Source organism: Streptomyces sp. ISL-10 (assembly GCF_018614575.1).
Taxonomy (GTDB): Bacteria; Actinomycetota; Actinomycetes; order Streptomycetales; family Streptomycetaceae; genus Streptomyces.
Genome location: NZ_JAGGOJ010000035.1, coordinates 83,490 through 96,784 on the forward strand (window position 1 = coordinate 83,490; position 13,295 = coordinate 96,784).

Sequence of the window (13,295 nt, forward strand, 5' to 3'; positions counted from 1 at the left end):
GGCGGACTCCAGTTCAGGTCAGCGGCTTGCGGTAGTGGAAGCGGTCGTACTGCCCCTCGACCCGGCGCTCCACCAGTTCGTAGCCGTAGCGCTCGTACAGCTTCTGGTTCTCCCACATCTTCGCGTTGGTGCAGAGCTGGATCTCTGGCAGCCCCAGCTCTCGTGCGTACTCCTCGGCGAAGCCGAGGAGCCGCCGGCCGAGCCCGGTCCCCCAGGCGTCGGGGTGAACGGCGATGGAGTCCAGGAAGAGGTGACCGGCCTCCGGGACGAGGACGATGACACCCCGGACCGGATCACCGATGACGAAGACCCGCCCCGCCCGCCACGTGGGCCGCCTCCATCGGGACCGGCACGACACCGATCCGTTCGATGCGGTGGTGGTAGGCCGCGTCGGTGACGGCCTTGACCGCGGGCACGTCGTCGGCGGCGGGGCGGATGTCGTCGGTCAGGCCGACACGCTACGGCGGCGGACGATCACCTTCTTCAGCAGCGGCCACACCAGCAGGAGCCCGATCACCGCGTACACGGTCACGGAAAAGGGGGTGTTGACCAGTCCGGTGACGCTGCCGTCGCTGATCTGCAGGGCGCGGCGCAGTTGTTGTTCCGCGGCCGGGCCGAGGATGACGCCGATCACCGCGGGCAGCACGGGCAGTCCGTAGCGGCGCATGCCGAACCCGATGAGGCCGATGACGAGCAGGATCACCAGGTCGAGTGCCTCGCCGCCGACCGCGTACGCGCCGACCGCGGCGAAGAACAGGATGCCCGCGTAGAGGTACGGCCGCGGGATGCGCAGCAGCTTCGCCCAGACCGGTGCGAGCGGCAGGTTGAGGGCGAGCAGCAGCACCATGCCGACGAAGAGGGAGGCGATCAGGCCCCACACCAGGTCGGGTTCGCGTTCGAAGAGCAGCGGTCCCGGCTGGATGCCGTACTGCTGGAAGGCGGCCAGCATCACCGCGGCGACGGCGGTCGTCGGCAGACCGAGCGTCAGCATCGACACGAGCGTGCCCGCGGCCGACGCCGAGGCCGCCGACTCGGGGCCCGCGACGCCCTCGATGGCGCCGCGGCCGAACTCGTCCTTGTGCTTGGACAGCCGCTTCTCGGTGACGTACGACAGGAAGGTCGGGATCTCCGCGCCGCCGGCCGGTATCGCGCCGAACGGGAAGCCGATGACCGGTCCGCGCAGCCACGCCTTCCAGGTGCGCCGCACATCGGACCGGGCGAGCCACGGCCGGCCCACGGGGATGGGCTCGCCCGTGGTGCGGCGCAGATGGGCGGCGACCCACAGGGCCTCGCCGATCGCGAAGAGGCCGACGGCGACGATGACGACGTCGATGCCGTCCGCGAGTTGCAGCGAGCCGAAGGTGAGGCGCTGCTGGCCGGTCATCTGGTCCAGGCCGACGAGGCCGATGGTGAGGCCGATCAGCAGGGAGGCCAGTCCGCGGATGCGGGAGGAGCCGAGCACCGAGGTGACCGCGATGAAGGCCAGCACCATGATGGCGAAGTAGTCGGGTGCGCCGATGTCCACGGCGAGGTCGGCGACCGTGGGCGCGAGCGCCACGAGCAGGACGGTGCCGATCATGCCGCCGGCGAAGTGACCGACGGCGGCCGCGGCGAGCGCCTGGGCGCCCCGCCCGGCCTTGGCCATCGGATTGCCTTCCAGGGCGGCGACGACGGCCGCGCTCTCCCCCGGTGTGTTGAGCAGGATGGACGTGGTGGAGCCGCCGAACATCGCCCCGTAGTAGATGCCGGCGAACATGATGAACGCGCCGGTCGGCTCCAGTCCGTACGTCACCGGCAGCAGCAGCGCCACCGCCATCGCCGGACCGATGCCGGGCAGGACGCCGATCGCGGTGCCGAGCAGCACGCCGATCGCGGCCCAGAGCAGGTTGACCGGGGTCAGCGCGGTGCCGAAGCCGTCGAGAAGGGAGTTCAGCGAATCCATCAGAGCACTCCCATCAGCGGGCCGCCGGGCAGCGGGACGCCGAGCAGGTTGTTGAACACGAAGTAGGTGACCACGGACAAGGCCGCGGCGATCAGCGGGTCACGGTCGTGGTGCCTGCTGCCGAGTGCGAAGGCCGCGCCCCAGAACAACAGCGCCCCGGCGACGGGGAAGCCCAGCGGGCCGATGAGCGCGGCGAAGGCGAGGAAGACACCGCCGAGGAGCAGGACCGTGCGCCAGTCGCCGGGCTCGCTCAGGTCGATGTCCTCGCCGCCCTCGGCCTCGCCGCGGCCGCCGCGCAGGACGTCCACCGCGAGGAGGACGGCGACCAGGAGGAGGCCGATGCCGACGGCGACGGGGACGGTCTTCGGCCCCACGGGTCCGCGCTGGGCGATGTCGACGTTCATGGTCAGCGCGTCGGTCAGGACGAGTACGCCGATGACGAGGAGCAGCAGGCTCACGCCGAGCTCGGAGTGCTCGCGCAGCCAGGTGCGGCGGCCCTCGGCGGTACGGGTGGCGTCGGCGCTCACAGCCCCAGCTCCTTCAGCACCGAATCGACCTCTTTGTCCTGCTCGTCGAGGAACTCACCGAAGAGGTCGCCGGTGAGGAAGGCGTCGTCCCAGCCGTTCTTCTTCATGGACTCCTGCCACTGCTCCGAGTCGTGCAGCTCGGTGACGAGACGGATGAGTTTGTCGCGTTCGGCGTCGCTCAGTCCGGGCGGGGCGACGATGCCGCGCCAGTTGGTGAAGTCGGTGTCGAGGCCGGCCTCGCGCAGGGTGGGGGCGTCGAGACCAGGGACCCGCAACGGCCCGGTGACGGCCAGCAGCCGCAGCTCTCCGGACTTGATCTGGTCCAGGTACTCACCCACGCCGGAGACGCCGAAGGCGACCTTGTTGCCGAGGATCGAGGCGAGCAGTTCGCCGCCGCCGTCGAAGGGGATGTAGTTGACGGACTTGGGCTCGATCCCGGCGGCCCGAGCCATCAGCATGGGCGCGAGATGGTCGGGTCCGCCCGGCGAGGAGCCGCCGCCGACGGCGAGCTTGCCCGGGTTCTTCCGCCACGCATCGATCAGCTGGCCGATCGTCTTGTACGGGGAGTCCTTCGCGACCACGACGATGTCCTGCTCCTCGGTGAGCCGGGCGATCGGTGTGGTGTCGGCGAGGGTCTTGGGCGCCTTGTTCGTGTGGACGGCGCCGACGACGCCGAGGCCCATGGACATGGCGAGCTTGCCGTTGCCGTGCTCGCCGACGAGGCGGGTCAGCCCCACGGTGCCACCGGCTCCGGGGAGGTTGAAGACCTCGACGCCGTGGGTGAGCCCGGCGTCCTCGGCGTTCTTGGCGGCGGTGCGGGCGGTGATGTCGTAGCCGCCGCCGGGGGTGTTGGGGACCATGAAGCGCAGGCCGGGGATCTGCGTGCCGGTGTCGTTTCCGCCGTCCGTGGAGAGCAGCGGCGGCACGGCGAACACCAGAAGCGCGGCCCCGAGCAGGGCGATGGAGGTGCGCAATCGCACGGGAGGGCCTCTCATGAGCGGTGAGTGGGTGCTGTGAGGTGGGCCACATGTTGCCTGCGCGTTAAGAAGCTGTCTCTCTTCCGGAATCAACGGACGTTGTGGTCCTTGTGGTAGCGGCCTAGCGTGTCGGCGTGACCAAGGTGCTGGTGGTGGACGACGACTTCATGGTCGCCAAACTGCACAGCCGCTATGTGTCCGCGACGGAGGGCTTCACGGTCGCCGGAGTGGCCCACAGCGGTGCGGAGGCGTTGCGTGCCGCGGAACGGCTGCGGCCCGATCTCGTCCTGCTCGACGTGTATCTGCCCGACATGGACGGGATCCGTGTGCTGCGCGAGCTGCGGGCCGCGGAGGCATGCGACCCCGACCGGGTGAGCGCGGACGCACTGTTCATCACGGCCGCCCGGGACGCGGCGGTGGTGCGTTCCGCACTGCGGGCGGGGGCGCTGCACTACCTGATCAAGCCCTTCAACCAGGCGGCGCTCCAGGAGCAGCTGCGGCACGTGGCCTCACTTCGGTCCCGGCTGGAGCGGCTGGACGAGGCACGCCAGGAGGACGTGGACCAGATCTTCGGCACACGCCCGCCGGGGTCGCGCGAGCTGCCGAAGGGCCTCGCCCCGCACACGGCGGAACTGGTCGAACGCATCCTGCGCGATCATCCGGGCGACCTGTCGGCCTCGGAGTGCGCCGAAGCGGGCTCCCTGTCCCGTGTGAGCGCCCGCCGCTACCTGGAGTACTTCGCGGAAACGGGCCGCGCGGAGGTGACGCTGCGCTACGGCGGCACGGGCCGCCCGGAACGCCGCTACCGCCGGGTGGGCTGACCGGACGCCGCCGGGGGCTGGTGGAGGCGAAGGGTGAGCCCTGGTCGTCCTGGCACAGCTGGAAGCGGCCGAACCGCGCCACCGTCTCCTCGTCACCGCCGATGTCGGCCTCCTCGACCGTGCCGCCCAGCTCCCGGACCCGTGCGATCGCCGCTCGCATGTCGTCGACGCGGAAGAACACGTAGGGGCTCGCGCCCGGATCCCCGCCGTGCACGCCACCGGGCACACCGGCCGTACGGATGGAGTACCCGCCGCCCTCCGTCGTCCCGGCCTCGAAGGCCCACCCGAACAGCCCCCCGTAGAACGCCCGGGCCCGCTCCGAGTCGCCCACGCCCAGTTCGAAGAAGGAGATCTCCCCGGCCATCGCTCGCTCCCGGCATCGTGACGGTCAGTGCGGTCCCACGCTACGGCGGGTGCGGGGCCGCGCACGCGAGCGGCACCACGGCAAACGGCCGACCCCGCTCGGGCGGCACGCCTTTTCTGAGCGCTCTCTGAGCGTCACCGTAAGCCGCCTGACGGGCTGTCTGCTCCTGCGCCACAGCGCAGTGCCGTCAGGTGGGGAGTCTGGGGGCTCACCGGGAGCCAATCGGGGAGCCACCGTGCCTCAGCGGCTGCCCTTTGGCGTCACGTCTCGCCAGCGTCCACATCACCGAAGATCGCGTCCATGGCCTCAGCGCCCTGAGTGATGACCGGACGGGTCCACAGACTGCCCGAGTCGCGGCAAGTTTACGGGCCCCGATCTCTCGCCCATGGCAGCTCCCGCCCGAAGCCGATCCGCCGACCTAGTCAGACACCGTGTCCGCCGTGCCGTCCTGAGTGTCAGGAAACATCAGCCGGGCGGCGAAGACGATCATTCCCAGGGAACCCAAGGCCAGACCGTGTCGTAGCCACCTCATGCCGCCCTCCCAGTCTTGGGGAGGACCGAAGACCAGCCAGACTGCAACAGCGATGCCGACCAGCACGCTTGCTGCGCCAGCCATGCGACGTAATCCAGGACTCATGCACCAAGGATCTCGTCCGGCCTCCAGCGCCGCAATCCAAAAAGCGGCGAGTGCTATACCGCTCGGATTGGTGCGTCGCCTGGCCCACTCTCTTTGGGGTATGCAGCAACGCCACGGGGCTTGCTGACATCCACAACTGACATCAACAGCGGTGAACGGCAACGGCATCGAGCAGCCGCCAGCGGGGTTGTCGGTCAGCGTCTGGGCATCTATGGCGGCGGTCTCCGTGGAACTTGGGAAGCAGATGTCGGCGATTGGAAACCGTCCACGCCCATCTCACTTGATGCACGACACAGGCCCAGGTCACCGGTACTGAACCGGGAGCCTGGACCTTGTTCGTCCCTCGATCGCGGGGGCCCAGGAGAGGTGTCGTGCCAGTTGCGTGCCAGATCCCGCGTTGGACCCTGCTGGCCGAGCCTGTCCGTCCCGACCGCACCGGGGCCAGCGGGAGCCATGCGGGGAGCCACGCGAGCCGGCAGGGGGAGCCACCCCAGGCGACGCGAGGTGGCTCTCCATGGACGAACACGGACGAGACGCGCTCGCTCTCAGTGGTCAGACAAGTGCGAGCGGCCGTCTTTCTGAGCGCTTTCTTAGCGTCACCTTAAAGCCAGCATAAGGATCGCCATCTCCCGCTTCCAGCAGGCGATTTCGCGCTGCCCAGGGGCTAGTTTGCTGATCGCCGGGGCCGGTTCGAGCAGTCGGCGCCGTAGTCCTACGGGGGGCCGCACCGCCCGCTCGAACCGGGCCCCGCCCCGCCGCCGCCATTCGAAGGAGAACGTCACCATGACCGCTCGCCGCAAGGCCGTCACGGTCGCCGCACTCGGTCTCACGCCGGTCGCGCTGGCCGGTCTGGCCGCCGTTCCGGCCGCTGCCCACGGGTCGATGACGGATCCGGTCAGCCGGGTGTCCGCCTGTTTCGCCGAGGGGCCGGAGAGTCCCACGTCGCAGGCGTGCAAGGCGGCGGTCGCGGCGAGCGGCACGCAGGCGTTCTACGACTGGAACGAAGTCAACATCGCCAACGCCGCCGGCAACCACCGGCAACTGATCCCGGACGGCGAACTGTGCAGCGCCGGACGTGACAAGTACAAGGGGCTCGACCTGCCCCGCGCCGACTGGCCGTCCTCGCCGCTCGCCTCGGGGAACCACACGTTCCGGTATAAGGCGACCGCCCCGCACAAGGGCACCTTCGAGCTGTATCTGACCAAGGACGGCTACGACCCGACGAAGCCGCTGAAGTGGTCGGATCTGGAGGAGAAGCCGTTCGCGAAGGTCACGAACCCGAAGCTGGAGAACGGCGCGTACGTCTTCGACAGCGTCGTGCCGAACCGGTCGGGCCGGCACCTGGTCTACTCGATCTGGCAGCGCTCGGACTCCCCCGAGGCCTTCTACACCTGCTCCGACGTGGTGTTCGGCGAGGACAACGGCGGCGGAGCCCCGGCGCCGACCGCCTCCGCTCCCTCGGACCGGGAGATCGAGGACGGTGCGGACAAGTCGACGGTGGACCACGGCGGCCACGGCGGTGACGACCACACGGAGGGCGCGGGAGCGGCCGCGCCCGCCGAGCGGCCCGATGCGGCTCCGTCGCCCGATCCCGCGGGCAACGCCCCCGATGCGAAGGGTGCGGGCACGCCGTCCGCCGCCGCTCCGGAGACCTCCGAGGACAACCTCGCGGAGACCGGTGGCAACAGCAGCACCGCGCCCCTCGCGATCGGCGGTGCGGCCGCGCTGGCGGTCGGCGCGGCGGTGCTGTTCGGTCTGGGCCGCCGCAGGCCGGCCGCGGCGGGCGGCCGCCACAGCCGCTGACGCGACGCGACACGACACGACACCAAAGGCTGCCGTCCGCTCCCCCGAGCGGACGGCAGCCTTGTCCGTGAATCAGGCGAAGACGGAGGCACAGGTGGTCGGTTTGGCGTGCGCCGGGTCGAGCGCGTTCGTCACCTCATGGAACGCGATCAGGTCGAACAAGCCGATCGCGACGTGCTCGGACAGGTCGAAGGGACAGAGGTCCTGGAGAGTTACGTTGCGGACGTCCGGCCCGCTGAGATACTGCGACGCGTACGGCGTGACGACCTGGTCGTAGCGGGTGGCGATGACCGTGTAGCGCACGCCGGGCACGGTGTCGCCGCCCGCGTTGAGCTTGGTGAGGAAGGCGGATCCGGCGATCTGGTCGGCGAGGGCGGGCGTGTGCTCGCTCAGAAGGTCGGCGGCGCCGGGGAAGTACGGCAGGAGGCTGGTGAGCCCGCCCAGGGTGGTGCCGTGGTTGCTCGGCGCGATGCCGACGAGGGCGTTCACCTTGTCGGCGCCGCCCAGGTACTTGAGGTAGTAGCGGGGCATCATGCCGCCCTGGGAGTGCCCGACGATGTCGGCCTCCAAGGCGCCGGTCGCGGCGAGGACCCGGTCGACGTAGGCGTCGAGCTGCTGCGCCGACTTGTCGATGGGGCCGAGGCCGTGGAAGAAGGGCACGCCGGGGAGCTGCCCGTAGTCGAGGGAGTAGACGCAGTAGCCGCGCTTGACCAGATACGGGGCCAGAGCGAGCCAGTTGTCGATGGAGTTGCCGAGGGTTCCGTGGACGAGGACGACCGGGCGGGGATGGGCGGCGGAGGGGTTGCAGGTGTAGTCGTTCCAGCCACGTGTGGGGGCCGTGGCGGTTGATGCGGCAGTTGCGGTGGCGGCGGGGACCAGGGCGACGGCGACCGCCAGCATGAAGGCTGACAGTGGTCGGAGCGCACGTTTCCAAGGCAGCATCGATCGGTCTCCTTGCGGCTCAAGGGAGTTGCGATGGCTGAATTGCTTGCCGTGCACACAACAACTTACGAACGGGTAACCACACGGGGAAGTGACGTGCCGGTAAAGACTGACTTTTCGTCAATACGAGGCGGCGGCCGCCCGCTACGCCGCCAGTGACCCCGGCACGACCGCCCCCGGCCCGAACCTGGCGCGGGCCCGGTCCGCCACGGCCTCGATCCTGCGCGCCCGTTCGTCGGCCGGGTCGAACGTCAGCTGCCGGGCGGCCTGTTCGGCGGGCATCAGACCCTCGGCCCGCAGCGACAGCCCGCGCACCCGCGCCCGCTGCAGCCCGAGCGATGCGTGCAGGGCGTACGCGGTGTCGACGAGTGCGGCGGAATGGGCGGTCGGCTCCCGCAGGGTGCGGCTGCGGGTGGTCGTGGACCGGTCGGCATAGCGCACGGTGAGGGACAGGGAACGGCACACCTCGTGCTCACCGCGCATCCGCGCCCCGAGCTCCTCGGCGAGCGAGAGCAGCGCCCTGCGGTGCTGCGTCTGGTCCAACTCGTCGAGGGGGAAACTCCGTTCGGCGGCGATCGAGCCGGCGAGGGCGTTCGGGACGACCGTCGTACGGTCGATGCCGCGCGCCCGCTCCCACACCTCACGACCGGCCCGCGCGCCCAGGATCCGCTGGATCACGGCGAACGGTGCGCCGGCGACGCGTCCGGCGGTGTCGAGGCCGTAGGCGCACAGGGTGCGGGCCGTCGCGCGCCCCACGCCGTCGAGCGCGGCGACCGGCTTGTCCGCCAGGAACGCGGCGGCCTCGTCCTCCGTCACCACCAGGGTCGTACCGGGCGCGGCCTCGCGCGCCGCCATCCGGGCGAGCATCGGTCCCGGGCCGGCGCCGATGACGCAGTCCACCCCGCAGTGCGCCAGCACGCGCACCCGCAGCAGCGAGGCGAGCTCGGCCGTGTCCCGGCCGAAGTACCGTTCCGCGCCCCGGACGTCGACGAGCGCGGCGTCGGGCGGCAGCGCCTGGACGACCGGGCTGATGTTCTCGGCCACACCGAGCAGCGCGGGCAGCACCGTCTCGGCTCCGGCCCTGTCCGGCGCCGGCTCCAGCAGGAAGCGCACATAGAGGATCATCCGGCGCTCCCCGGGCTCTGGTGCCACAGCTTCCTTCCGCCGGCGGCCGCGTCACCGGCGGGCCGCAGGTCGGCCCACGGATTCATCTCGTAGCCCGTCGGCAGGTGGATCCGGCGGCCGCTGTCGGCATCGCCGTCCGACTGCGCGGGCGGAGCCGCCAGCCGGGTCGCGACCGCGTCCAGGCCGCCGGTGCGGCGCAGCTCCGCCAGTTCGGCCAGGTTCCAGGCCGCAGCGCCCACCACACTGATACTGCGCGGTCCACGCCGCTGCACCACTCCGCGCACCAGCAGCAGCCAGGAGTGGAAGACGGTGTGGGCGCAGGCGGCGTGACTGTCGTCGAAGAAGGCCAGGTCGACAAGGCCGGTGCCGTCGTCGAGCGTGGTGAAGATGACCCGCTTGCCGGACCGGATCGGCGGCGTCTGGGTGGCCGCCTTGGCACCTGCGACAAGCACCGTCTGGCCGTGCCGCGCACCGCGCAGCCGCTGCGCCGAGAGCACGCCCAGCTCGGCCAGGAAGGCATGGTGATCCTCCATCAGATGACGGGAGGCGTCCATGCCGAGTACGCCCAGCTCGGCACTGAGGCGTTCCGCGTCGCCGAGGTCGGGCAGGCCCACGGGGGCGGTCCTGCGCCCCTGGGCGAGCGGGAGCTGGCCGCCGTACGACGCCGATCCGCGCTGGACACGGTGGAGTTCGGCGATGTGCAGCAGCAGGTCGCGACGGTTGGCGCCGAAGGCGTCGAGGGCGCCGACCTGGGCGAGCCGTTCGGCGACGGGCCGGCTCGGGTGCGCCCGCTGCCAGAAGTCCAGCAGCGAGGAGTAGGGCTGCCCGGCCTCGATACGACTCTTCTCGGCCTCGCTGATGCCGTGGACGTCCGCGAGGGCGAGCCGCAGGCCCCATCTCCCAAAACCCCTGCCCTGATTCCCGGAATCGTTGCCGGACCTACCCGAACCCTCGCCGGACGGCCCGGAAACCTCGCCACCGGACACCAGTTCGATTCGATGGGCGGCCCCCGACCGGTTCACGTCCAACGGCAGCACCGGCACCCCGCGCCGCCGCGCGTCCGCCAGCAGCAGCCGCTTCGGATACATCCCGGGGTCGTGCGTGAGCAGCCCGGCGTAGAAGGCCGCCGGATGGTGCGCCTTGAGCCAGGCCGACTGGTACGTGGGCACCGCGAAGGCGACCGCGTGCGCCTTGCAGAAGCCGTACGAGCCGAAGGCCTCGACGATCTCCCAGGTGCGGGCGATCACTTCGGGCTCGTACCCCCTCGCCTCGGCGCGCTGGGCGAACCAGACCCTGATCCTGCCCTGCGACTGCGGGTCGGAGAGCCCTCGCCGCACCCGGTCGGCCTCGTCCCGGCCGCAGCCGGTCATGATGTTCACGATCTCGATGATCTGCTCGTGGAAGACGACCACCCCGTACGTGTCCTTCAGCGGCCCCTGAAGATCGGGATGCGGATAGCGGACGGGCGCACGACCGTGCCGGGCCTCGATGAACGGCCGGACCATGTCGGCCGCGACCGGCCCCGGCCGGAACAGCGAGATGTCCACGACCAGGTCGTGGAAGTTCTCCGGCTGCAGACGTCCGACCAGGTCGCGCTGGCCCGGGGACTCGATCTGGAAGCAGCCCAGCGTCTCGGTTGATCTGATGAGCCGGTAGGTGTCCGGATCCCCGGGCGGTACGGAGTCGAGGTCGACCTTCTCCCCCGTGACCCGGCGCACCTCGGCCACCGCGTGCGCCATCGCCGACTGCATCCGCACACCGAGGACGTCGAGTTTGAGCAGCCCGAGCCTCTCCACGTCGTCCTTGTCGAACTGCGACATGGGGAAGCCCTCGCCGCTCGTGGGCACCACGGGGGTGCGGGCGAGCAGCGAGGAGTCGGAGAGCAACACTCCGCACGGGTGCATGGCGACGCCGCGCGGCAGCGCGTCCAGCGCCTCGACCAGCTCCCACAGCCGTCCATGCTGCTTCAACTCCATGGCAACCGGCTGGAGTTCGGGCAGTTCGTCGAGCGCCGCGCGGGCGTCGCGGGCCCGGATGTGCGGGAAGGACTTGGCGATCCGGTCGATCTCGGACGGATCCATGGACAGGGCCGCGCCCACGTCGCGCACGGCATGGCGCACCCGGTAGGTCTCGGGCATGGCGACGGTCGCGACCCGCTCCTCGCCGAAGCGTCCGATGATCGCGCGGTACACGTCGAGCCGGCGGGCGGACTCGACGTCGATGTCGATGTCGGGCAGCACCCGCCGGCGCTTGGACAGGAAGCGCTCCATCAGCAGCCCGTGCTCGACCGGGTCGGCGTGCGCGATGCCGATGAGGTGGTTGACGAGGGACCCGGCCCCCGAGCCGCGCGCGGCGACCCGGACGCCCATCTTCTTCACGTCGTCGACCACTTGGGCGACGGTCAGGAAGTAGGAGGCGAATCCGTGGTGGGCGATGATGTCCAGTTCGTGGTGCATCCGCTCCCAGTAGTCGCGCCGGCTGTCGTATCCGTGCAGCAGCATGCCGGCCGCCGCGCGCGAGGCGAGCACCCGCTGCGCGGTGCGGTGCTCCGCGCCGACGAGGCGGGGCTCGGGGAAGTGCACGGTGCCCATCCCCAGATCCTCCTCGGGATCGACCAGACAGGCCGCGGCCGTCTCCTCGGTCATGGTGAGCAGCCGGTGCGCGGTGTCGCGCCGGAAGCCCGCGGCCTCGGCGACCCGCTCGGCGGCCTGGGCCATGGCGGCCGGGTCCTTGAGCCAGCGCTCGCCACTGTCGAGTCCTTTGCGCGGGTCCACGGGCATGAGCCGGCGGGCCGAGTCGAGGACGTCGGCGACCGGTCCCAGGCCGGGGTCCGCGTAGCGGACGGCGTTGGTCAGGACGGCCCGTACGTCCTGTTCGGCGGCGAGGCCGAGAGTGCGGGCGGCCTGTCGCAGCGAGCCGGGTCCGGTGCCGGTGCGGCCGTGGTGGACGACCTCCAGGCACAGCCGGTCGCCGTACCGCTCCCGCCAGGGGACGAGCAGCCCCGCGGCACGGTCGGGGCGGCCCGCGGCGAGTGCGCGGCCGACCTCGGAGGACGGGCCGAGGAGCACGGTCAGCCCCTCACCGTGGTTGTCCGGCCACGGCAGCAGCGGGCTCTCCCGGTCGGCCGCGTGGGCGGCGGTGATCATCCGGCACAGGTCGGCCCAGCCCTGTCGGGAACGCGCGAGAAAAACGGTCCGGGGTGCGGATTCGTCGATGAACGCACCTCCGCGGACCGGTGTGCGACGGCGCTCGGCAGGGCCCTCCCTGTGCTCACGCTCCCCCACCGCGAGGTCGACGCCGAACAGCGGCCGCACGCCCGCGCCGGAGCATGCCTCGGCGAAGCGGACCGTCCCCGCGAGGGTGTCGCGGTCCGTCAGCGCGAGGGCGTCCATGCCCCGCTCGGCAGCGCACTCGGCAAGCCGCTCCGGGTGGGAGGCCCCGTACCTCACGGAGAACCCGGAAACGGTGTGCAGATGCGTGAACCCTGGCACCCGCACCTCCTGGATCAGCCCGTCTCACCTCCCCTGTCTCCACCATAGACCAAATTTCGAACACCCGTACGACAGATGTCGGCGGCGCCCCACCGCGCCGTCCCTCAGCCATGCGGCCCGTCCCACCTGCGTGAACACCGAATCCTGCCGAGCGCTGGGCCATGGCACAGGCATACGACGAACCCCGGCGAGGGCCCCCGGCACCGGCTTCCTCGGCGAGATCAAGGACGCGGGGAACATGCGGGCCGCGCTGCTGGTCATCGGGGTGCCGGCGCTCCAGCCCGCAATGGCCGTCGCAGCCCCGGGGCCACGGTGATCGCGGGGCCGATGCTGGACGCGCTGCCGGGCAGCGTGGGGGTGCTGTGGGGCCTGGGCACCCTGCTGGTCTTCGCGGTCGGGGGGATCACGCTCGCGCGGTGGGGCCTGGCCAGGCCGTCGGCATCGGCCTGGCGATCCTGCCGGTCGTCCTCGGCCACCCAAGCGTGGGCGGCACCGGTCCGTATCCGCCGCTGCCGCCGTTCCGGCAGGTGATCGGCCCGGCACTGCCACCGGGCACGGGCACGTCGCCGCGCGCTCGATCGCTCACTTCAGGAGAAACGGCGCGGCGAGCCCGACGCGGGTTCGTCGGCGTGGGCGGGTGGGCGGTACCGCCGCCCCGCCGTCCGC

The 13,295-nt window shown here is 71.2% G+C and carries 11 protein-coding genes and 2 pseudogenes; 4 read left to right on the forward strand and 9 right to left on the reverse strand.

Annotated features, from left to right (window positions below):
• Positions 1–13 precede the first annotated feature (13 nt).
• From J7E88_RS31215 to J7E88_RS31230, 4 genes and pseudogenes are all read right to left on the reverse strand, one after another.
• Positions 14–449: pseudogene (locus J7E88_RS31215) on the reverse strand (GNAT family N-acetyltransferase).
• Positions 446–1,942: a tripartite tricarboxylate transporter permease gene (locus tag J7E88_RS31220; RefSeq protein WP_215186806.1), complete on the reverse strand. Its 1,497-nt coding sequence runs from the start codon at positions 1,940–1,942 to the stop codon at positions 446–448. The pseudogene J7E88_RS31215 and the gene J7E88_RS31220 overlap by 4 nt, the downstream one beginning before the upstream one ends.
• Positions 1,942–2,469, reverse strand: a complete 528-nt coding sequence (locus J7E88_RS31225; protein WP_215186807.1) for a tripartite tricarboxylate transporter TctB family protein — start codon at positions 2,467–2,469, stop codon at positions 1,942–1,944. The genes J7E88_RS31220 and J7E88_RS31225 overlap by 1 nt, the downstream gene beginning before the upstream one ends.
• Positions 2,466–3,449, reverse strand: a complete 984-nt coding sequence (locus J7E88_RS31230; protein WP_215186808.1) for a tripartite tricarboxylate transporter substrate binding protein — start codon at positions 3,447–3,449, stop codon at positions 2,466–2,468. The genes J7E88_RS31225 and J7E88_RS31230 overlap by 4 nt, the downstream gene beginning before the upstream one ends.
• A 131-nt stretch (positions 3,450–3,580) precedes the next feature.
• On the opposite strand from J7E88_RS31230, the gene J7E88_RS31235 reads away from it, so the two are divergent.
• Positions 3,581–4,267, forward strand: coding sequence for a response regulator (locus J7E88_RS31235; protein ID WP_215186809.1), 687 nt, complete (start codon positions 3,581–3,583; stop codon positions 4,265–4,267).
• Positions 4,268–4,436: 169 nt separating this feature from the next.
• Here J7E88_RS31235 and J7E88_RS31240 read toward each other — a convergent pair.
• Together J7E88_RS31240 and J7E88_RS31245 are read right to left on the reverse strand one after the other, a co-directional pair.
• Positions 4,437–4,631: pseudogene (locus J7E88_RS31240) on the reverse strand (VOC family protein); the annotation flags it as partial.
• A gap of 418 nt (positions 4,632–5,049) precedes the next feature.
• Positions 5,050–5,247 carry a hypothetical protein gene (locus tag J7E88_RS31245; RefSeq protein WP_215186810.1) on the reverse strand — a complete coding sequence of 66 codons (198 nt, stop codon included), beginning with the start codon at positions 5,245–5,247 and terminating at the stop codon, positions 5,050–5,052.
• Between the two features lie 804 nt (positions 5,248–6,051).
• Here J7E88_RS31245 and J7E88_RS31250 point away from each other — a divergent pair.
• Positions 6,052–7,071, forward strand: coding sequence for a lytic polysaccharide monooxygenase (locus J7E88_RS31250; protein ID WP_215186811.1), 1,020 nt, complete (start codon positions 6,052–6,054; stop codon positions 7,069–7,071).
• 72 nt (positions 7,072–7,143) lie between these two features.
• On the opposite strand, the gene J7E88_RS31255 is transcribed toward J7E88_RS31250, so the two are convergent.
• The 3 genes from J7E88_RS31255 to J7E88_RS31265 form a co-directional block, all read right to left on the reverse strand.
• Positions 7,144–8,013: a triacylglycerol lipase gene (locus J7E88_RS31255; RefSeq protein WP_215186812.1), complete on the reverse strand. Its 870-nt coding sequence runs from the start codon at positions 8,011–8,013 to the stop codon at positions 7,144–7,146.
• A 144-nt stretch (positions 8,014–8,157) separates the two neighbouring features.
• Positions 8,158–9,138, reverse strand: coding sequence for a hypothetical protein (locus tag J7E88_RS31260; protein WP_215186861.1), 981 nt, complete (start codon positions 9,136–9,138; stop codon positions 8,158–8,160).
• On the reverse strand, positions 9,135–12,629 hold the full coding sequence (locus J7E88_RS31265) for a DNA polymerase III subunit alpha (RefSeq protein ID WP_215186813.1): 3,495 nt from the start codon (positions 12,627–12,629) through the stop codon (positions 9,135–9,137). The genes J7E88_RS31260 and J7E88_RS31265 overlap by 4 nt, the downstream gene beginning before the upstream one ends.
• A gap of 130 nt (positions 12,630–12,759) precedes the next feature.
• Between J7E88_RS31265 and J7E88_RS31270 the strand changes: the two genes are divergently transcribed.
• Complete coding sequence (locus tag J7E88_RS31270) at positions 12,760–12,945, forward strand: hypothetical protein (RefSeq protein WP_215186870.1); 186 nt, start codon at positions 12,760–12,762, stop codon at positions 12,943–12,945.
• Positions 12,946–12,956: 11 nt separating this feature from the next.
• Positions 12,957–13,160, forward strand: coding sequence for a hypothetical protein (locus J7E88_RS31275; protein WP_374196346.1), 204 nt, complete (start codon positions 12,957–12,959; stop codon positions 13,158–13,160).
• Positions 13,161–13,295 lie beyond the last annotated feature (135 nt).

What these genes read in the sequence shown, in the direction of transcription:
- J7E88_RS31220 (WP_215186806.1), bottom strand. Translation starts at nt 1,942, where the DNA reads ATGGATTCGCTGAACTCCCTTCTCGACGGCTTCGGCACCGCGCTGACC.
- J7E88_RS31245 (WP_215186810.1), bottom strand. Translation starts at nt 5,247, where the DNA reads ATGGCTGGCGCAGCAAGCGTGCTGGTCGGCATCGCTGTTGCAGTCTGG.
- J7E88_RS31250 (WP_215186811.1), top strand. Translation starts at nt 6,052, where the DNA reads ATGACCGCTCGCCGCAAGGCCGTCACGGTCGCCGCACTCGGTCTCACG.
- J7E88_RS31255 (WP_215186812.1), bottom strand. Translation starts at nt 8,013, where the DNA reads ATGCTGCCTTGGAAACGTGCGCTCCGACCACTGTCAGCCTTCATGCTG.
- J7E88_RS31260 (WP_215186861.1), bottom strand. Translation starts at nt 9,138, where the DNA reads ATGATCCTCTATGTGCGCTTCCTGCTGGAGCCGGCGCCGGACAGGGCC.
- J7E88_RS31275 (WP_374196346.1), top strand. Translation starts at nt 12,957, where the DNA reads ATGCTGGACGCGCTGCCGGGCAGCGTGGGGGTGCTGTGGGGCCTGGGC.